This window comes from Streptomyces sp. NBC_00464 (assembly GCF_036013915.1).
Taxonomy (GTDB): Bacteria; Actinomycetota; Actinomycetes; order Streptomycetales; family Streptomycetaceae; genus Streptomyces.
Genome location: NZ_CP107899.1, coordinates 6,773,872 through 6,793,172, shown reverse-complemented (window position 1 = coordinate 6,793,172; position 19,301 = coordinate 6,773,872). Strand labels below are relative to the sequence as shown.

Annotated in this window: 16 protein-coding genes and 1 riboswitch; of the genes, 5 read left to right on the top strand and 11 right to left on the bottom strand. The window is 70.5% G+C overall.

Annotated features, from left to right (window positions below; all coding sequences use genetic code 11):
* Window positions 1-335: 335 nt before the first annotated feature.
* Window positions 336-1,142, top strand: coding sequence for a serine/threonine protein kinase (locus OG912_RS30530; RefSeq protein ID WP_327712110.1), 807 nt, complete (start codon window positions 336-338; stop codon window positions 1,140-1,142).
* On the top strand, window positions 1,139-2,641 hold the full coding sequence (locus tag OG912_RS30525; RefSeq protein ID WP_443061034.1) for a serine/threonine-protein kinase: 1,503 nt from the start codon (window positions 1,139-1,141) through the stop codon (window positions 2,639-2,641). The genes OG912_RS30530 and OG912_RS30525 overlap by 4 nt, the downstream gene beginning before the upstream one ends.
* A gap of 290 nt (window positions 2,642-2,931) precedes the next feature.
* Here OG912_RS30525 and OG912_RS30520 read toward each other — a convergent pair whose 3' ends face one another.
* On the bottom strand, window positions 2,932-4,302 hold the full coding sequence (locus tag OG912_RS30520; protein WP_327712109.1) for a peptidase C39 family protein: 1,371 nt from the start codon (window positions 4,300-4,302) through the stop codon (window positions 2,932-2,934).
* Between the two features lie 181 nt (window positions 4,303-4,483).
* On the opposite strand from OG912_RS30520, the gene OG912_RS30515 reads away from it, so the two are divergent.
* A complete protein-coding gene (locus OG912_RS30515; RefSeq protein ID WP_327712108.1) occupies window positions 4,484-5,113 on the top strand; it encodes a uridine kinase family protein in 630 nt (209 codons plus the stop codon).
* 358 nt (window positions 5,114-5,471) lie between these two features.
* Window positions 5,472-7,388 carry an AAA family ATPase gene (locus OG912_RS30510; protein ID WP_327712107.1) on the top strand — a complete coding sequence of 639 codons (1,917 nt, stop codon included), beginning with the start codon at window positions 5,472-5,474 and terminating at the stop codon, window positions 7,386-7,388.
* Between the two features lie 37 nt (window positions 7,389-7,425).
* Here the strand turns inward: OG912_RS30510 and OG912_RS30505 are convergent, their stop codons facing one another.
* The 10 genes from OG912_RS30505 to ribD all read right to left on the bottom strand — a co-directional run bounded on the left by OG912_RS30505 (window position 7,426) and on the right by ribD (window position 15,946).
* A complete protein-coding gene (locus OG912_RS30505) occupies window positions 7,426-8,523 on the bottom strand; it encodes a hemolysin family protein (protein WP_327712106.1) in 1,098 nt (365 codons plus the stop codon).
* A complete protein-coding gene (locus tag OG912_RS30500; RefSeq protein ID WP_326735054.1) occupies window positions 8,520-9,890 on the bottom strand; it encodes a hemolysin family protein in 1,371 nt (456 codons plus the stop codon). Before OG912_RS30500 ends, OG912_RS30505 begins: the two co-directional genes overlap by 4 nt.
* 184 nt (window positions 9,891-10,074) lie before the next feature.
* Window positions 10,075-10,527 carry a PH domain-containing protein gene (locus OG912_RS30495; protein ID WP_326735055.1) on the bottom strand — a complete coding sequence of 151 codons (453 nt, stop codon included), beginning with the start codon at window positions 10,525-10,527 and terminating at the stop codon, window positions 10,075-10,077.
* A 22-nt stretch (window positions 10,528-10,549) separates the two neighbouring features.
* A complete protein-coding gene (gene hisG, locus OG912_RS30490) occupies window positions 10,550-11,398 on the bottom strand; it encodes an ATP phosphoribosyltransferase (protein WP_326735056.1) in 849 nt (282 codons plus the stop codon).
* Between the two features lie 63 nt (window positions 11,399-11,461).
* Window positions 11,462-11,734 (bottom strand): phosphoribosyl-ATP diphosphatase, encoded by a 273-nt coding sequence (locus tag OG912_RS30485; RefSeq protein ID WP_018524273.1) that lies wholly within the window; start codon window positions 11,732-11,734, stop codon window positions 11,462-11,464.
* 35 nt (window positions 11,735-11,769) lie between these two features.
* The gene (gene ribH, locus OG912_RS30480; RefSeq protein ID WP_266776450.1) at window positions 11,770-12,255 is read right to left on the bottom strand and encodes a 6,7-dimethyl-8-ribityllumazine synthase; all 486 of its coding nucleotides are present in this window, start codon (window positions 12,253-12,255) and stop codon (window positions 11,770-11,772) included.
* 36 nt (window positions 12,256-12,291) lie between these two features.
* Entirely contained in the window at window positions 12,292-13,590 is a 1,299-nt protein-coding gene (locus tag OG912_RS30475) for a bifunctional 3,4-dihydroxy-2-butanone-4-phosphate synthase/GTP cyclohydrolase II (protein WP_326735057.1), read from the bottom strand.
* Window positions 13,587-14,231, bottom strand: a complete 645-nt coding sequence (locus OG912_RS30470; RefSeq protein ID WP_219573224.1) for a nicotinamide mononucleotide transporter family protein — start codon at window positions 14,229-14,231, stop codon at window positions 13,587-13,589. Before OG912_RS30470 ends, OG912_RS30475 begins: the two co-directional genes overlap by 4 nt.
* The gene (locus OG912_RS30465; RefSeq protein WP_327712105.1) at window positions 14,228-14,845 is read right to left on the bottom strand and encodes a riboflavin synthase; all 618 of its coding nucleotides are present in this window, start codon (window positions 14,843-14,845) and stop codon (window positions 14,228-14,230) included. Before OG912_RS30465 ends, OG912_RS30470 begins: the two co-directional genes overlap by 4 nt.
* Window positions 14,846-15,946, bottom strand: a complete 1,101-nt coding sequence (ribD, locus tag OG912_RS30460) for a bifunctional diaminohydroxyphosphoribosylaminopyrimidine deaminase/5-amino-6-(5-phosphoribosylamino)uracil reductase RibD (RefSeq protein ID WP_327712104.1) — start codon at window positions 15,944-15,946, stop codon at window positions 14,846-14,848. It abuts the gene before it with no gap.
* A 155-nt stretch (window positions 15,947-16,101) separates the two neighbouring features.
* A riboswitch (FMN riboswitch) is annotated at window positions 16,102-16,232 on the bottom strand.
* Between the two features lie 263 nt (window positions 16,233-16,495).
* Between ribD and OG912_RS30455 the strand changes: the two genes are divergently transcribed.
* Window positions 16,496-18,838 carry a chitinase C-terminal domain-containing protein gene (locus tag OG912_RS30455; RefSeq protein WP_327712103.1) on the top strand — a complete coding sequence of 781 codons (2,343 nt, stop codon included), beginning with the start codon at window positions 16,496-16,498 and terminating at the stop codon, window positions 18,836-18,838.
* Window positions 18,839-19,301 lie beyond the last annotated feature (463 nt).

Sequence of the window (19,301 nt, the reverse complement as noted above, 5' to 3'; positions counted from 1 at the left end):
CGACGGCACCGGCCCACTGAGGACCCGCTCGCTCACGCCGTCACCGGCCGGCGCCGCCCGCGTCCCGCGTCCCGCGCGACCGGGACCGGCACTCCGGGACCTTCGCCGCCGTCGCCGTGCCGGAACCGGTGGAGGAGAACAAGGACGGCCTCGACGGTCTCATCGGGTTCCACCCCCTGTGCCGCGTACCGAACGAGCCCTTTCGCCACGATCCGGGCTCTTGCCGACCGGGCGGCCGGTCGCAGAAGTGGCCAGTGCTAGACGGTGAATTCCCGCACACACGCGGTAGCGTTCGTTGTGCAGGGCAACTGATCACGCGTGTGACAGGGGGAGTGGTGAGCGGCATTGTCGTTCATCTGCCGCGGGGGAGCGGCGGTGTCGTCGACGGGGAGCCGTACGGCGACGCGGTGACCTTCAGGCTCGGCCCGGGGGAAGGCGCGCGTTTCGGCCGCGGCTCCTCGAGGACGCCGGTCGAGCTGCGTCTCGCCGATGCGGCCATTTCCCGCCTCGCGGGTGAGATCCGGGTGACCGATGACCACTGGCAGCTGACCAACCACAGCTCGACCCACAGCTATCTGGTGGAGAATCCCGAAGGGGCGGGCGAGTACCTGCGGGTGCCGCCACGCCGCGTAGGAGCACCCATCCCGTTCGAGTTCTCCCGGGTGGTGCTGCCCACGCGCCACGACACCACGGTCTCTTTCCAGGTGTTCGCGCCCGCCCACGTCTACCTGGACCCGGAGGGCGCCGGCGACTCAGGCGAGAGCCTCACGGTCACGGCGTACTCCCTGGACGAGACAGCCACGTACTTCCTGGTGCTGGTCGCGCTCTGCGAACCCTGGCTGCGTGACGAGTCGCCGGTCGCGATACCGACCACCCCCCAGGTCGTCGAGCGGCTCAGGGGCCACGCGGCCTGCGTCAAGTTGACTTCGCGTGCCGTCAGTTCGCACATCGACTACCTCGCCGAGGAGAAGCTGAGGATCGACTCCCCCACGGAGGCCGAGGTTCGCCGAGGGGACCGCCGGAACGGCAAGCGCGAAGCCGTCGTCGGACTCGCCTTGCGGTTCGGCATAGTCCGGGAGGAGCATCTGGCGCTGTTACCCCCTCGGGCCGAACCCGCCGCGCCGGGACAGTGGAGGGCGTGACGGTGGTGCCGAGCCGAGCCGCGTCATGGGGAAGCGACCGGACGGACCACTTGCCCCGGGGCTACCGGATCGGCGACTGGGTGGTCACCGAGCCGATCGGGGCCGGTGGCTGGGCGACCGTGTACGCCGGACGGCCCTCCCATGATCACCCGGACGGCCCGCACAGCCCGGACGGCGCCGGCCAGGCCGAGGACGAGGCAGTGGCCACGACGGGCCGGGCGGCGGTGGACCGGCCCCGGGGACGGGGTGAGGTCGCGCTCAAGATCATGCCGACCGCCGGACTCGCGCCCCGCCAGGCCCGCCAAGTGGCCGAAGCCGCCAGGCGCGAGGTCGAGATCGGCCGCCGGGCAGAGCATCCTCGGCTCGTCCGGCTGCTGGACCATGTCGTCCTCGCCGCACCGGAGCACCCGTCCCTGGACGGCGCGATCGTCCTGGTCATGGAACGTGGCCGGTGCACGCTGCGGGACCTCCTCGACGCCCTGGTGACGGAAGCCGAAGGCGGCCGGCTGATCGCGGGCATCTGCGAGGGGCTGGCCCATCTGCATCGGGCCGGCTGGGTACACGCCGACCTCAAGCCCGAGAACGTCCTCATCGGCGAGGACGGTTCGGTGAAACTCGCGGACTTCGGGCTCGCCACCGAACTGACGGGGACGCACGGTCACGCACCGCCGATGGGCACCCCCGACTATCTCCCGCCCGAGCGGTGGAAGGCCCCGCTGGGGGACCTGGGGGTGCAGATCCGGCCGAGTGCCGATGTCTGGGCCCTCGGCATCCTGATCCACGAGGTGTTCGCGTCCGGTTCCTCGCCGTTCCCCGGCGCGACACCGCTGGCGCGGGGTGCCGCCGTGCAGGAGTACGCCGAGGGGCGCGCGCCGTTACGGATGGACAACGCGGTTCCGGAGTTCTGGCGCGCCCTGGCCGCCGACTGCCTCGCCCCCACCCACGCCGCGCGCGCCGCCCATACGGCCGACAGCCTGCTGGCTCGGATCTCGGCCCAGCAGTCCGGCAGGCCGGGCCGTGCTTCCGGGAGCGGCTCGTCCCGCCTGCGGCGCTGGATCCGCGCCGCGGTCCTGGTCGTCACGGTGTTCGGAGCGGTGGGCGCGGCGATCTGGTCGTCCGCCGGACGGGAGGGATCCGGGTCGCCGGGCGGAGCCGGCCAACCCCCGCTCCAGATAAGGGTTTTCAACGCCCAACGTGGCTGCCAGAACCGTACGGACCGGGATCCGCAGTGCAGTCTCGGCCTGGCGATCGATCCGCTGCGGTCGTACACCGCCGAGAACGTCGTCCCGACGCGGGTCTGGCACGGTGATGTCCTCGATGCCTACTGCCAGTTGCCCGATGGTGAGCCCATCACGGACGAGGAGGACCTGCAGTCCGCTCTCTGGTTCCGTGTTCGCCTTCCGCGGGCGGGTGTACGGGCCATGGCCTGGCTGCCCGCCGTCCGGACCAAGGGGCGCCCGGCGCTCCCACGCTGTCCGCATCCCACGCCGACCCGCTGACCGGCTGGGCCGGGCGCGGCCCGTCGAGCGTCACATGGCCGCTTTCGCCATCAAGGCGAAGAACGGCAAGCGAGAAGGAATGTATGCCACCCCGGAAGACGTTCACGGCGGCGCCCTGCGACACAAGTGGACCACCGTGACCTTGACGAGCGGTGTGTCCGGCCACGAAGTGTCTCGCCGGCTCGGGCATCGCTCGATCAAGGTCACGGTGGTCCGCTCCGGCCACGTCACACAGGACGGCCGGGAACGCCGCCGTCAGGTGGTGGGGACGGCCGTGCCGCAGCTCCTGCTCACAGCAGGCCGAGCGACTTCAGAGCCCGGCGCTGACTCGGTGCCGGGTCAACAGGCCAGTAGACATAACAGACCCCGCCCGTACCGCTCCTGACCTGACCGTTCGCGTCATAGCGCTTCGTGCGGAGCCAGATCGTCTCCCACTCGTGCCGCAGGTAGACACGCCGGACCGCCTCGTCGCTCGGCGACGCCGGGTCGTTGGCGATCACATCGCCGTCCTCGGTGAAGCCGATCACCGTCATCAGGTGGCCGGAGGTCCCGTAGCCCGCACCGGTCAGTTCCGTCTTGAGGAACGACTGCGACGTTATGACCGGGATGCCGGCCCGGACCAGGGTCTCCAGGTCCTCCAGCGAGCCGAGCCGGGTCACCACGGCGTTCATGTCGTCATACGTCGCCGCGTAGGCGGCGTTGAACGGCCAGTTCCCGCAGCCCTCGTACTGGTTGTCGTACGTGAAGCGCGCCGCGTGGCACACCTGCGGGTCCGCCAGCTCCGGCTTGACCCAGGAGAGGTCCTCCGCAGAGGGCTTGCGTCCCCAGTACTCGATGATCATCTGCGACGAGGTCGGACTGCACCACGCCTCGCCGCCGTTGTCGTACTCGGGGTACTGCCCCACGTGCACGTTCTGGGAGTAGCGCGGCACCGGCAGCTCCCGGACGAGTCCGGGGGCGGACGCCGGCACCGTGAAGCGGTCGGGGACGTCCGAGGCCATCGCGCCGAGGCGCCACACCGTGGGCGTCAGCCGGGTGCCGGGCGTGCGGTACAGGGTCAGCCTCAGCCGGTAGGACAACAGGCGCAGACCGCTCGCCGCGTCGTCCACCGAGAAGGTGTCGGTCCAGATGGAGCTCTTGCCGTCGCTCTGGTCGTCGACGGAGGTACGGCGGATGTCGCCGTCGCCCGCGGCCCAGCGGCCCATGACGTACCAGGGGGTCTCGGTGCCGTCCGAGTAGCCGCCCCGCAGTTCGATCTGGATCCAGGTGCCGGCCGGGGTGTCCGCGTTCCAGGACGCGATCACCTCGGTGGCCGGGACGGCGGAGCGGTGGACCGGCGAGGTCCAGGTGGCGTAGTCCCATGCCGCGGTGGTGCCGGTGTGCGGGTCGGTGTAGTCGGTGCGCCCGAGGGGGTGCCCGATCACCAGTCCTGCCCGGCGGCCTGCCACGGCACGGGTCCCGGCGCCGGAACCGCAGCGCCAGTCGGTGTAGGTCGTCCAGAAACGGTTGTCCACGAGAGAGGCTGCCGCCGAAGGTGCGTCGGGCCGGGTACGGGGCGGGGCCGCGGCGGACGCGGTAGCGGCGGACGACACCGCTCCGGCGCCGGCCGCTGCCGCGATCGCGGCGGTGAGCACGGTTCTGCGTGAGGTCGGACTGGGCATGGGCGAGACCCCCGGTCGTAAGCGGAATGGCGCTGCGGGTGCACGACAGTGCGCCAACTATTGCGGGTCGTGCCCCGGTTCGGCCAGCGATTCGGCTTGTGCCGACGGACCAATATGGGTCTGGACCACTGGCGTGACCTGCGGCTGCTTGCCGTCGGCCACCGGCTCGTAGGCTGGGGCCATGAACGACCTCTCGCGCCTTGCCGCACGGCTGCGCACCCTGCCGCCGTCCTGCGGCCCGGTCCGGCTGATCGCCGTCGACGGCCACGCGGGATCGGGCAAGAGCACCTTCGCCGCCCGGCTCGCGGCGGCGCTCGGCGACGCCCCCGTGCTGCATCTGGACGATCTGGCCACCCACGAGGAACTGTTCGGCTGGACCGGACGGCTGCGGGAGCAGGTGACCTGCCCGCTGTCGCGCGGCGAGACCGCCCGCTACGCGCCGTACGACTGGACCGCGCGCGGCTTCGGGCCGCCGCGCACCCTGGCCCCGGCTCCGCTGGTGCTGATCGAAGGAGTCGGCGCGGGACGGCGGGCCCTGCGCCCTTGCCTCGCACACCTGTTGTGGATGGATCTGCCGGCCACGGAGTCCTGGGAGCGTGGCCGGCGGCGGGACGGACCGGCGCTGAACTCCTTCTGGGACGGCTGGACGGCCGCCGAGACGGCCCATTTCTCGGCCGATCCCTCGCGCCGCTGGGCCGATGTCCTGGTACGCCAGTTGCCTGTGGGGTACGAGTGGCTGGAGGGATCCCCCACGACAGCAGGAATGAATCATTCCGTCACCCATCGTGATCACCGGGACCGGCCATACTGAGCAGTCGGAAATCGGGCTGGATGTGCCTCAACTCCGCTTGACCCGGGGGCGGTACAGGTCTTACGTTCTCAATGTGCGGCTTTTCGGAGCCCCCGCAGACGCGAAGCCCCCGGTTGTTCCCCCGTGATCGGGGGCTTCGTTCTGTGTCCGACACCTGATTCCGGCCTCACCGCACCCCCTTCCGCTTACCCTGGGTCACGGCCCGTCCTCGGCCTGCGGCACCCTTAGTCGCATACTCCCTGCGCAGGTACGATGCCTCTCGGTGCGGTCAATTCCCGTCCATGGCACAGTGATTCGGCGCGCCTCGGCGGGCCGCCGTGCGGCGGGACATCCTGGGGCACGGTTTGTGGGGGACCTGATGGATATCGGCACGCAGGGCGCACAGGCCCCGGCCGACCTCGCGTGGCTGCGCGGCGTGGACGCCTACACGATGGGCGCCTACCCGCAGGCCGAAGAGGAGTTCAGAGCCGCGGTACGCCTCGATCCCGGCATGGCGGACGCCTGGCTCGGTCTCCACGCACTGCGGGTCGACACGACGACAGCGCTGCTGCACATGTACCGCCATCGCGACCGGTTCGGCGATCAGCGCGGGCGCCACCGTCGCACCATCAACTCCTGGTACTGGCTGGGCTGGTGGGTGCAGCCGGTGCTGGAGAGTCCGCGCGACCTGCTGCTCGCGCACGCCTCGCACTGGCTGGACGGCCGCCATGTCCCGGAGCTCGACCGGGCGTTGGCCGGCCTGCCGCCGGTGGACGCCGACCCCCAGGTCCGTTTCCTGCACGCCTGCCGCTCCTACCTCGTCAAGGACTGGGAGCAGCTCGTACGCCATACGGAGCAGCTGATCGACGATCCGCTGCTCGGGATCGAGGCCGGGCTCTTCGGCGGGATGGCGCGGGTACGGCTGGAGATGTACGGGCAGGCCGAACCCCTGCTGTCCACCGCGCTCATGCGCTGCCGCAGTGAACAGCCGCAACGCAAGGAACTGCGCTACTGGCTGGCCCGCGCGCACGAGGGCACGGGCCGCAGCGCGGCCGCTCTCCCCTTGTACCGGGCGGTCCACCGGATCGACCCGGCGTTCATGGACACCTCGGCGCGGCTGGCCGCGATCGCGGACTACGACGGGCTGGAGGGCTCCGAGGAGGCGTCCGGCCTGGCCGCGGTCTCGCTGACCGGGCTGGGCACCGACGGCATGTTCCTGGAGGCGCAGCCGGACGGCGACTCGCTGCTGGGCACCGATCTGGTGGACAGCCGGGAACTGCGGCCGGGCGACGAGCCGACGGATCTGCCGGGCGTCGGGGTGTCCCCTCCGCCGGGCGGCGCGCGGGAGAAGACGGCGGTCCCCGGCCAGTCCGCCGAGCAGCCGTTCCCGGCCGGGCTCAGCGATCCCGTGCTGCTCGCCGAGGCGCTCGCGGAGCTGGAGCGGATGGTCGGCCTGGAGCCGGTGAAACGTCAGGTCAAGGCGTTGTCGGCGCAGCTGAACATGGCGCGGCTGCGGGCGGGCCAGGGACTGCCCGTCCAGCCGCCGAAGCGGCATTTCGTCTTCTCGGGGCCGTCCGGGACCGGCAAGACCACGGTGGCGCGGATTCTTGGCCGGGTGTTCTACGCGCTGGGCCTGCTGGGCGGGGAGCATCTCGTCGAGGCCCAGCGGGCGGATCTGGTCGGCGAGTTCCTGGGCCAGACTGCGGTGAAGGCCAATGAGCTGATCGACTCGGCGCTGGGCGGGGTGCTCTTCGTCGATGAGGCGTACAGCCTCTCCAACACCGGATACAGCAAGGGCGACGCGTACGGCGACGAGGCCCTCCAGGTCCTCCTCAAGCGCGCGGAGGACAACCGCGACCATCTCGTCGTCATCCTGGCCGGCTACCCGGAGGGCATGGACCGGCTGCTGTCCACCAACCCCGGGCTCTCCTCGCGCTTCACCACCCGGGTGGACTTCCCCAGCTACCGGCCGCTGGAGCTCACCGCCATCGGTGAAGTGCTGGCCGCGGAGAACGGGGACATGTGGGACGAGGAGTCGGTGGAGGAGCTGCGGTCCATCAGCGGCCATGTCGTCGACCAGGGCTGGCTGGACGAGCTGGGCAACGGGCGCTTCCTGCGCACGCTGTACGAGAAGAGCTGCGCCTACCGCGATCTTCGGCTCTCGGGCTATGCGACGGTGCCGACGCGGGACGATCTGGCGACGCTGCGGCTGCCGGATCTGATGCAGGCGTACGGCGAGGTGCTGTCGGGCAGGGGCCCGGTGGGCCGGGGCCGGCAGGAGCCGCCTGAGATGTGAGGGCGGTTCCCGCCGGCCACGGCCCGGAGGAGAGGTACTAGCCGACCAGGGCGGACAGCTCGTCCGCGCCGGTCTGCCGTTCCTCGGTGCGGCGGGGCTCCGAGACCCGGTGGGCCGGGTCCCGTACCTCGCCGACCAGCATTTCCAGTACGTCCTCCATGGCGACCAGGCCGAGTACCCGGCCCGATGCGTCGGCGACCTGGGCCAGGTGCGTCGCCGCGCGGCGCATCACGGTCAGGGCGTCGTCCAGGGGCAGCTCGGCCCGTACGGTCGCCATGGGGCGCCACACGTGCTGCGGGACGGCCCGCTCGCCGTCCTCCAGGTCGAGGACGTCCTTGACGTGCAGGTAGCCCATGAACGGGCCGCCGCCCTCCGCGCAGACGGGGAAGCGCGAGTAGCCGGTCCGTACCGTGAGCTCCTCGATCCGGCGCGGGGTGACGGACGGGTCCACCGTCACCAGGGCCGCCCGGTGCAGGAGCACGTCGGTGACGGGCCTGCTGCCCAGCTCCAGGGCGTCCTCCAGCCGTTCCTGCGCCTCCGGCTCCAGGAGCCCGGCCTGTCCGGAGTCCTCGACGAGCCGGTTGAGCTGCTCGCTGGTGAAGACGGCCTCCACCTCGTCCTTGGGCTCGACACCGAAGAGACGGAGGACCAGCCGGGCACAGGCGCCCAGCGCCGAGGTGACCGGCCGGCAAAGCCTGGCGAAACCGACGAGCCCGGGGCTGAGCCACAGCGAGGTCTTCTCCGGGGCCGCCATCGCCAGGTTCTTCGGGACCATCTCGCCGATCACGAGGTGGAGGAAGACGACGAGGACCAGCGCCAGCACGAAGCCGAGCGGATGGATCAGTCCTTCGGGCAGGTGCACCGTGTGGAAGACCGGCTCCAGCAGATGGGCGACGGTCGGCTCCGCGACGGCGCCGAGGGTCAGTGAGCAGATGGTGATGCCGAACTGGGCGGCCGCCATCATCTGCGGCAGGTTCTCCAGGCCGTACAGCACCTGGCGGGCCCGGCTCGACCCGGCTGCCGCCAGGGGTTCGATCTGGCTGCGGCGCACCGAGACGAGGGCGAACTCCGCCCCGACGAAGAAGCCGTTCGCCAGGACGAGAAGTCCGGCGAAGAGCAACTGGACCAGACTCATCGCGCAGCCTCCAGGACCCGGCGGGACGCCCGCGGCTCGGCGGCCGGTGCGGGTGCCTCGGCCAGGCGCACGAAGCGGACCTTCTCGGCCCGGTAGTGGCCGACCTGGCGGACGGCGATCCGCCAGCCGGCCAGCTCGGCCCGGTCACCGGGGGCGGGGATCCGGCCGAGCAGGTCGGCGACCAGTCCGGCGACGGTCTCGTAGGGGCCGTCGGGTACGTCGAGGCCTATCCGGCGCAGGGTCAGTACCCGGCAGCTGCCTTCGGCGTCCCAGGCGGGCCGCCCGTCCTCGGGGGCGGCGGCGGCCAGCTCGGGGCGGTCGGCGCCTTCGGCGTCGTGCTCGTCCCGCACCTCGCCGACGAGCTCCTCGATGATGTCCTCCAGCGTGACGACGCCGGCGGTGCCGCCGTACTCGTCGACCACGACGGCGATCGGCTGCTCGTTGCGCAGCCGCTGGAGCAGCTGCTCGACGGGCAGGGACTCGGGCACCAGCAGCGGCGGCACGGCGATCCGGCCGGCCGGGGTCCGCAGGCGGTCCTGGGCGGGGACGGCCAGCGCGTCCTTGAGGTGGATCATGCCGACGACCTCGTCGATGCGGTCCTGGTAGACGGGAAAGCGGGAGAGGCCGGTGGCACGGGTGAGGTTGAGAACGTCCGCCGCGGTCGCGGAGGACTGCAGGGCGCTGACCTTCACGCGCGGGGTCATCACATGCTGGGCGGTGAGCCCGGCGAGCGAGAGGGTCCGTACGAAGAGGTCCGCGGTGTCCTGTTCGAGAGTGCCGGCCTCGGCCGAGTGCCGCGCGAGGGAGACCAGCTCCCCCGGCGTACGGGCGGACGCCAGCTCCTCGGTCGGCTCGACGCCGAGAAGCCGCACCAGACGGTTGGCGACGGTGTTCAGCAGGCCGATCACCGGGCGGAAGACCCGGGTGAAGCCCTGCTGGGGTCCGGCGACGAACCGGGCGACCTGGAGCGGCTTGGAGACCGCCCAGTTCTTCGGTACGAGTTCGCCGATGACCATCTGGACGGCAGCCGCGAGCAGCATGCCGATGACCACGCTGATGCCGGGGACGGCACCGTCGGGCAGACCGGTCAGGGAGAGGGGGCCTTCCAGCAGCTGGGCGAGAGCCGGCTCGGCGAGCATGCCGACCACCAGTGAGGTGATGGTGATGCCGAGCTGGGTGCCGGAGAGCTGGAAGGAGAGTTCGCGCAGGGCGCCGACGACGGTTCGGGCCCGTCGGTCGCCCTCGGCGGCGGCGCGCTCGGCGTCCGCCCGTTCCACGGTGACGAGCCCGAACTCGGCTGCCACGAAGAACCCGTTGGCGAGGATGAGAAGGAATGCCGCGCTGAGAAGCAGCAGGGGGGTGGTCATGCCGCCGCCTCCACAGAAGGGGCGGCGCAGGTACTACCGGACGATCCGTCCATTGCTGGAGGGAGTCACTCCTTGGGTCGCAGGAAAGCCCCGCGGGCCTCGGGGGCCTCTGGTGCGGGGCGGGGCGCACAGGGCGCCGCCACCCTCCAGAGTAATCAACAAGAGGCCGTACGGGGCAGGGGGCTCAGCCGTTGTCCTTGCCGGTGCCGCGGTTCTCGGCGAGGGCGCGGAGCATTTTGGCGTCGCGGATGGCCTGTTGCTTGGCGATTCCGGGCTGGATGCCGAGGGCGGGCATGCTGGTCCCGTCGCTGAGGTCGAGGAAGACCCACGGGTCGCCGGCGCGCAGGTTGACGCGGACGATCTCCGCCCAGGACAGCCGCCGGGTGCGGGTGAGGTTGACCACGGTCACCCCGCTGTCGTCCGCCACGATCCTGGGGCGGCTGAGCAGCGCCAGGACGCCGAAGAAGAGCAGCGCGGTGAAGACGAAGCTGACCCGCTCTCCCCCGCTGAGCTGTTCCAGGGTGAAGGCGACGACGGTGATGACGGCGAACATCACCGCCCCGACGCTCAGCAGGACCACTCGGGTGCGGGTGGGCCGGAAGGTGACCGGAAGGTCGGGGAGTGCGGGGGCTGACATGGTCTTCTTCCGTCTCCCGCCGTCAGAGGCGGCAGGCGTGGATGGCCGTGGTGAGGATGGCGCGGGCGCCGAGGTCGTACAGGTCGTCCATGATCCGCTGTGCCTCCTTGGAGGCGACCATGGACCGGACGGCGACCCAGCCCTCGTGGTGCAGCGGGGAGATGGTCGGCGACTCCAGGCCCGGGGTGAGGGCCACGGCGCGCTCCAGGTGCTCGACGCGGCAGTCGTAGTCCATCATCACGTAGCTGCGGGCCACCAGGACGCCCTGGAGGCGGCGCAGGAACTGCTGGACCTTGGGGTCGTCGCCGGGGGCGCCGGTGCGGCGGATGACGACCGCTTCCGACTTCATGATCGGCTCGCCGATGACTTCGAGTCCGGCGTTGCGCAGGCTGGTGCCGGTCTCGACGACGTCGGCGATGATCTGGGCGACTCCGAGCTCGATGGCCGTCTCCACGGCACCGTCGAGGTGGACGACGGAGGCGTTGACGCCGGTCTCGGCCAGGTGCTTGGCGACGATGCCCTCGTAGGAGGTGGCGATCGTCATGCCGTCGAAGTCCTGGGGGCCGACTGCGGTGCCGGGCTTGGTGGCGTAGCGGAAGGTGGAGCGGGCGAAGCCGAGCTGGAGGATCTCCTCGGCATCGGCGCCGGAGTCCAGCAGCAGGTCGCGGCCGGTGATGCCGATGTCGAGGCGGCCCGAACTGACGTAGATCGCGATGTCGCGCGGGCGGAGGTAGAAGAACTCGACCTGGTTCTCGGGGTCGACGAGGACGAGTTCCTTGGACTCCTTGCGCTGCTTGTAGCCCGCCTCATGGAGCATCGCCATCGCAGGCCCGGAGATAGCACCCTTGTTGGGGACGGCGATGCGCAGCATGAGGTCGGGTTTCCTTTGCGAAAGGGGTGTACGGATACGTGCGGACGGGGGCGGAGGTCGTGCTCAGAGGTGGGCGTAGACGTCGTCGAGGGAGATTCCGCGCGCGACCATCATCACCTGGACGTGGTAGAGCAGTTGCGAGATCTCCTCGGCGGCTGCGTCCTTGCTCTCGTGCTCGGCGGCCATCCAGACTTCGGCGGCCTCCTCGACGACCTTCTTGCCGATGGCATGCACACCCTTGTCCACCAGTTCGGCGGTACGGGAAGTGGAGGGGTCGCCGTTGGCGGCCTTGAGCTGCAGCTCGGCGAAGAGCTCTTCGAAGGTTTTGTTCGCCATGATGTCCTTAAGAATACGGGGTCCCGGACCCGCACTCAGCGCCAGGGTTCGCTGACCGAGCGCAGTGTGGTGGCGGTGGCGACGGCGGCGGTGACCGCTTCGTGCCCCTTGTCCTCGTTGGACCCTTCCAGGCCGGCCCGGTCGAGTGCCTGCTCCTCGGTGTCACAGGTGAGGACACCGAAGCCGACGGGGACGCCGGTGTCGACGGCGACCTGGGTGAGGCCGTTGGTGACGCCGTGGGACACGTATTCGAAGTGCGGGGTGCCGCCGCGGATGATCACGCCGAGGGCGACGATCGCGTCGTACCCGCGGCCGGCCAGCACCTTGGCGACGACGGGGAGCTCGAAGCTGCCGGGAACCCGCAGCAGGGTCGGCTCGTCGATGCCCAGCTCGTGCAGCGCGCGCAGTGCACCGTCGACGAGTCCGTCCATGACCTTCTCGTGCCACTGCGCCGCGACGACGGCGACGCGCAGGTCACCGCAGTTGCGTACGGACAGTTCGGGTGCGCCCTTGCCGCTCATGTCTCTCCTACTTCGTTCCGGATACGTGCTGGTGTGTTACTGGTTGCCGCAGGTCGACGCGGTGGCGGCGTCGAGCCAGGGCAGATCGTGACCCATGCGGTCGCGCTTGGTGCGCAGGTAGCGCAGATTGTGCTCGCCGGCCTGCACCGGCATCGGCTCACGGCCGGTGACGGCCAGGCCGTGCCGCAGGATCGCGGCGGTCTTCTCGGGGTTGTTCGTCATGAGCCGCAGGCTGTGGACGCCGAGGTCCTTGAGGATCTGGGCACCGGCCGCGTAGTCCCGGGCGTCGGCGGGCAGGCCGAGCTCCAGATTGGCGTCGAGGGTGTCGACGCCGCGCTCCTGGAGTTCGTACGCACGGAGCTTGGACAGCAGTCCGATGCCACGGCCCTCGTGGCCGCGCAGATAGACGACCACGCCGCGGCCCTCCTCCGTGATGCGCCGCATGGAGGCGTGCAGCTGGGGACCGCAGTCGCAGCGCTGGGACTGGAAGATGTCGCCGGTCAGGCATTCGGAGTGGACCCGGACCAGGACGTCCTCGCCGTCCCCGATGTCGCCGTGGACCAGTGCGACGTGCTCGACGCCGTCCACGGTGGAGCGGTAGCCGTATGCGGTGAACGCGCCGAAGTTGGTCGGCAGCCGCACCTCGGCCTCGCGGCGGACGGTCGGCTCGGACGTACGGCGGTAGGCGATCAGGTCCTCGATGGAGATGATCGTCAGCCCGTGCTTACGGGCGAACGGGACCAGCTGGGGCAGGCGCAGCATGACGCCGTCCTCCCCGGCGATCTCGACGATGGCCCCGGCGGGCCGCAGTCCGGCCAGCCGGGCGAGGTCGACGGCGGCCTCGGTGTGGCCGTTGCGCACGAGCACCCCGCCGGTACGGGCGCGCAGCGGAAAGATGTGGCCGGGGCGCACGAAGTCGCCGGGGCCCGCCGTGCCGCCCGCGAGCAGCCGGAGCGTGGTGGCACGGTCGGCGGCGGAGATGCCGGTGCTCACGCCGTGTGCGGCCGATGCGTCGACGGAGACGGTGAAGGCGGTCTTCATCGACTCGGTGTTGTGGTCGACCATCTGCGGCAGTTCGAGCCGCTCCAGCTCGTCGTTCTCCATGGGCGCGCAGATGAGTCCGCGGCACTCGCTCATCATGAAGGCGACGATCTCGGGGGTGGCCTTCTCGGCCGCGATGACGAGGTCGCCCTCGTTCTCCCGGTCCTCGTCGTCGACGACCACGACGGGCCGGCCGGCCGCGATGTCACGGATGGCCTGCTCGACGGGGTCCAGGGAGAGGTCCTCGACGGATGCGTCGTGTTCCCGGTGCAACCAGGTGGGCTGGGCAGTCATGCCGTGGCTCCTTCCAGAGCGGGTGTCCGCGTACGCAGCCACCAGTCGCGCATGCCCCACAGGACGAGGGCCCCGTAGACGACGTAGATGAGACCGGAGAAGGCGAGTCCGCTGTGGAAGTTGAGCGGTACGCCGACCAGGTCGACGAGGAGCCAGGCGAACCAGAACTCGACCATGCCGCGGGCCTGGGCGAGCATCGCCACGAGGGTTCCGGCGAATATGTACGCGTCAGCCCACGGGCTCCACGAGAGCGAGGGGAACGCGGTGAACAGGCCGCCGACGGCGAGAGTGCCGAGGGCGGCGCCGCCGAGCAGGTAGCCGCGCTCGCGCCAGGTGGCGAACCGTACGGCGATGGAGCCGTCCTGGGCCTGCTGCCGGCCGCGGGTCCACTGCTGCCAGCCCCACACGGCGACGGCGATGACGACGAGCTGCTTGCCGACGCTGCCCGCCTGGTGGACGGAGACGTTGGCGGCGACCAGCACGACGCCGGACAGGAGCTGGGCGGGCCAGGTCCAGATCGAGCGGAGCCAGCCCAGGGTCAGGGCGATCAGACCGATCGTGTTGCCGATCATGTCGGACCAGATGATGTGCTGGTCGAAGACGGTGAACGCCTCCGAGTTCAGCCAGTGCAGGGCGCTCACTTCGCCGTCTCCCCGGGCTCCTGCGCGGAGGTGCCGAGCAGCCGCTCGACGTACTTCGCGATGACGTCCACCTCCAGGTTGACCGGGTCGCCGGGCTCCTTGATGCCGAGCGTGGTCAGGGCGAGGGTGGTGGGGATGAGGCTGATGGTGAAGTAGTCGGGTCCGGCGTCCACGACGGTCAGGCTCACGCCGTCGACGGTGATCGATCCCTTCTCGACCACGTAGCGGGTCAGGTCCGCCGGGAGGGAGATCTTCACGATCTCCCAGTTCTCGGAGATCTTGCGTTCGATGATGCGGCCCGTGCCGTCCACGTGTCCCTGGACGATGTGTCCGCCGAGCCGGCCGCCGAGCGCCATGGGGCGCTCCAGGTTGACCCGGGAGCCGGTCGCCAGAGCGCCCAGGCTGGAGCGGTTCAGGGTCTCGGCCATCACATCGGCGGTGAAGTCCTGCTCGCCGAGTTCCACGACGGTCAGGCACACGCCGTTGACGGCGATCGAGTCACCGTGTTTGGCGCCCTCGGTGACCACGGGACCGCGCAGGCGGAATCGGGAGGCGTCGCCGAGGTTCTCGACGGCGGTGACCTCACCCAGCTCTTCGACAATTCCGGTGAACACTCAGTTTCCCTTCGGGGCAGGGCCGGGGACGGCGGTGATGCGCAGATCGGGGCCGATATGTACGGTCTCGGTCACATCGAGGCGCAACGCCTGGGCGATGGTGGAGATTCCGGCGTCGGCGAGGGCCGCAGGGCCGGCGCCGAGGAGCACGGGGGCGAGATAGCCGACGACCTTGTCGACCAGTCCCGCCGCGACGAAGGCCCCGGCCAGCGTCGGGCCGCCTTCGAGGAGTACGGAGCGGACGCCGCGCCCGTGGAGCGCGGCGAGAAGTGCGGGAAGGTCGAGCCCGGGGCCGCCCGCCGCGCGGGGCAGCCGCAGAACGGCCTCCTCGGGCAGGTGGCGGGCGTCGGCGTCATCGGCGACCGCGATCACGGTGGGCGCGGTGGCGTCGAGGACCCGGGCGCCGGGCCGTACAGCGGTGGCTGCAGTGTCCACGACGACCCGCAGGGGCTGGACGGCGCCGTCGATGCCCCGTACACCGAGCTGGGGATCGTCGGTGCGGGCGGTGCCCGAGCCGACGACGACGGCGTCCGCCTCGGCGCGCAGCCGGTGGACGTCGGCACGGGCCTCGGCGGAGGTGATCCAGCGGCTGGTGGCGTCGGCGGCCGCGATCCGGCCGTCCAGGGTCGCCGCGTACTTCCAGGTGACGTGCGGGCGGCCGAGGCGCACCGAGGTCAGCCAGGCCGCGTTGACCGCTTCCGCCTCACCGGCGAGCAGGCCCTGCTCGGCCTTGATCCCGGCGGCGCGCAGGGTGTCCGCACCGCCGGTGGCCTGCGGGTTCGGGTCGCCGACCGCGTACACGACCCGGGCGATCCCGGCCTCGACGAGCGCCTGGGCGCAGGGGCCGGTGCGACCGGTGTGGTTACAGGGTTCGAGGGTGACGTAGGCGGTGCCGCCACGGGCCTTCTCGCCGGCCGCGCGCAGGGCGTGGATCTCGGCGTGCGGCCCTCCGGCGCGCTGGTGGAAGCCCTCGCCGACGGGGTGCCCCGTCGCGTCGAGGACGACACATCCGACGACCGGATTGGGGCTGGTGGAGCCGAGACCGCGGGCGGCGAGCGTGATGGCTCGGCGCATGGCGGTGGTGTCGGCTGCGGTGTCCACCGGGTCCTCCTGCCTCTTCGGGCACGGACTCCGGGGCCTGTCGATGACGACAGATGAAGCGGAACGCCGAACAGGGACGCCGAATGCCCGAAAAACGGATGGATCGGTCGCCCGAAACCCATCCGCCGACGGCGGCGTACCCGCGAAACGGCCCGCCGCGCACTGCCTCCCATCCGGACTTTAACCGTCGGTCCAGGAATCTCACCTGGTCAACCGGCCGCTGGATGCGGACGGGTCGCGGACTATAACCGCCGGTTCGGAATTGCACCGACCCCGGAGTGCGCTGCTGCTGGTACACGATCAGTGTGCCACGAGTGGCCGTGACCCATACGGGTGAACGCTGTGGAGTGGCTCACAGACGGGCTGTGACAAGGGCTCTTTTCGGACACTCGCACCCTATTGGTCCAGACCTATTGACGCAGTGGTCTAGTCCTCTTAATCTCTGCGTCACCTCCGAGGAACGGTCCCGGGTGTGCGCACACCCGGGGACCAACATGACCCACCCCCTTGTCAGTTGTGTTCTGCCGACCTCCCCAGGAGGAACCGAACGTGCTGTCCCCCACCCGCGCGAGAGCCACCCTGCTCGCAGCCGGCGCCACCATCGCCGCCCTGCTCATCGGCTCGCTCGCCGCAACCCCCTCGCAAGCCGCCGACCAGGAGTCCTGTCGCCCCGACGGGCTCTACGAGACCCCGGGCGTCGCCGTCCCGTACTGCTCCGTGTACGACTCCGAGGGCCGCGAGAAGATGGGCGCCGACCACCCGCGGCGGGTCATCGGCTACTTCACCAACTGGCGGACCGGCAAGGACGGCAAGCCCGCCTACCTCGCCTCCGACATCCCCTGGGACAAGGTCACCCACCTCAACTACGCGTTCGCCCACGTCGACGGCGCCAACAAGATCTCGGTCGGCGGCGACGGGCCCGAGAACGCCTCGACCGGCATGACGTGGCCGGGAGTCGCCGGAGCCGAGATGGACCCGGATCTCCCCTACAAGGGGCATTTCAACCTGCTCAACAAGTTCAAGAAGCAGTACCCGAACGTGAAGACGATGGTGTCGGTGGGCGGCTGGGCCGAGACCGGCGGCTACTTCGACGACAGCGGCAAGCGGGTCGACTCCGGCGGCTTCTACTCGATGGCGACCAACGCCGACGGCTCGGTCAACCAGGCCGGGATCAACACCTTCGCCGACTCGACGGTCGACTTCATCAAGAAGTACGGCTTCAACGGCGTCGACATCGACTACGAGTACCCGACCACCATGAAGGACGCGGGCAACCCGCTCGACTGGACCCTGTCCAACGCCCGCCGGGCCGGTCTGGTCAAGAGCTACGCCGCGTTGATGAAGACCCTGCGCGAGAAGCTCGACCGGGCGTCCGCCGCCGACGGCAAGCACTACCTGCTCAGCGTCGCCGCCCCCTCGTCCGGCTATCTGCTGCGCGGCATGGAGACCTTCCAGGTCCAGAAGTACCTCGACTACGTCAACATCATGTCGTACGACCTGCACGGCGCCTGGAACGAGTACGTCGGCCCGAACGCCTCCCTGTTCGACGACGGCAAGGACGCCGAACTCGCCCAGGCGAGCGTCTACTCGACCTCGCAGTACAGCGGGACCGGCTACCTCAACACCGACTGGGCCTACCACTACTTCCGCGGCTCGATGCCTTCCGGCCGGATCAACATCGGCCTGCCGTACTACACCCGCGGCTTCAAGAACGTGCAGGGCGGAACCAACGGCCTCTGGGGCAAGGCGGCCTCCACCGACTGCCCGGCCGGCGCGGGGCTGACCAAGTGCGGGGACGGCGCCGTCGGCATCGACAACCTCTGGCACGACCAGGACACCAACGGCAAGGAGGCACCGGCCGGCTCCAACCCGACGTGGCACGCGAAGAACCTGGAGAAGGGCGTGGTCGGCGACTACGTCACGGACTACGGATTCCCCGCGGACACGAAGCTGACCGGCACCTACGTCCGCAACTACGACTCCACACTGGTCGCGCCGTGGCTGTGGAACGCCGAGAAGAAGGTCTTCCTCTCCACCGAGGACGAGCAGTCGGTGAAGGCCAAGGCCGACTACGTCGCCGACAAGGGCATCGGCGGCACGATGATCTGGGAGCTCGCGGGCGACTACGGCTGGAACGCCGCGAAGGGCCAGTACGAGCCCGGCTCCACCCTCACCTCGACGATGTACGACACCTTCAAGTCGGCCGCACCGTACGGAGCCAAGCGCTCCAACATCGAGCTGCCCACCCGGGCGCTGGACATCGACGTCTCCTTCGACCAGTTCCCGCTGGGTGACTCCAACTACCCGATCAGCCCCAAGCTGAAGATCACCAACAACACGAAGGCGACGCTGCCCGGCGGCACGGAGTTCCAGTTCGACTACGCGACCTCGGCACCCGCCAACGCCAAGGACCAGTCGGGCTTCGGCACCACGATCGTGCGCAGCGACCACACCGCCGCGAACAACATCGGCGGCCTCAAGGGCGACTACAACCGCGTCTCGCTCAAGCTGCCGTCCTGGCAGACCCTGGCGCCCGGCGCCTCGGTCCAGGTGGACTTCACGTACTACCTGCCGACGTCCACGCCGTCGAACTGGACGGTGACCTTCGGCGGGCAGTCCTACGCGCTGGCCGCCGACCTGGCCCGGGGCACGACGCTCGTCGAGCCCGGCGGCAGCACGCCGACGCCGGACCCGACCGGCACGGGCGGGCCGAGCCCTGACCCGACCGGCGGGACCTGCGCCGCAGCCGCCTGGAGCGCTTCGGCCGAGTACGGCGCGGGTGCGACGGTGAGCCATGGGTCGCACCAGTGGAAGGCCAAGTGGTGGACGAAGGGTGACACGCCCGGCTCCACCGGTGAATGGGGCGTCTGGCAGGACCTCGGCGCCTGCTGACGCGGTAAGGGGGGTGCGGGGTTCCGTCCTCAATCTCCCCCATAGCCTTAAGGGCATGGGGGGACCCCCTCGACGGGCTTGTGTGCGGGTCCCCCGCGGGCTCGCCCCTGTCCGGTGGGTGGGGGTGGGGGCCCTCCGGGGAGACTCCTCAAAAATGGCGTGTGCACCCGACGACGAACAGACACCCGGGTCGTACGCCATTTTCTGCGGGGACTCCCCTGCACGCCCCCACCCTGCATCCTGTGCGTCTGCACACCGGCGACAGTGCTGCCGCAGACGCAAGACGGCCGGGTCCGGGGCCGTGCAGGGGAGTCCCCGCAGGACGACGAACATCGACCCGGGTCCATCACGTACCCGCGGAACGTTCGTCGTCTGAGGAGACGCCCCGGAGGGGCCCCGGACCCCCACCCACCGGGCCACGGCGAACCCCACGGGAAACCCGCACCACCAAGCCCGTCCGGCG

Coding starts and splice junctions, on each gene's coding strand:
- ribH (WP_266776450.1), bottom strand. CDS start 12,255: ATGAGCGGCAAGGGCGCACCCGAACTGTCCGTACGCAACTGCGGTGAC.
- OG912_RS30505 (WP_327712106.1), bottom strand. CDS start 8,523: ATGAGTCTGGTCCAGTTGCTCTTCGCCGGACTTCTCGTCCTGGCGAAC.
- OG912_RS30520 (WP_327712109.1), bottom strand. CDS start 4,302: ATGCCCAGTCCGACCTCACGCAGAACCGTGCTCACCGCCGCGATCGCG.
- OG912_RS30510 (WP_327712107.1), top strand. CDS start 5,472: ATGGATATCGGCACGCAGGGCGCACAGGCCCCGGCCGACCTCGCGTGG.
- OG912_RS30495 (WP_326735055.1), bottom strand. CDS start 10,527: ATGTCAGCCCCCGCACTCCCCGACCTTCCGGTCACCTTCCGGCCCACC.
- OG912_RS30500 (WP_326735054.1), bottom strand. CDS start 9,890: ATGACCACCCCCCTGCTGCTTCTCAGCGCGGCATTCCTTCTCATCCTC.
- OG912_RS30475 (WP_326735057.1), bottom strand. CDS start 13,590: ATGACTGCCCAGCCCACCTGGTTGCACCGGGAACACGACGCATCCGTC.
- hisG (WP_326735056.1), bottom strand. CDS start 11,398: ATGCTGCGCATCGCCGTCCCCAACAAGGGTGCTATCTCCGGGCCTGCG.
- OG912_RS30515 (WP_327712108.1), top strand. CDS start 4,484: ATGAACGACCTCTCGCGCCTTGCCGCACGGCTGCGCACCCTGCCGCCG.
- OG912_RS30485 (WP_018524273.1), bottom strand. CDS start 11,734: ATGGCGAACAAAACCTTCGAAGAGCTCTTCGCCGAGCTGCAGCTCAAG.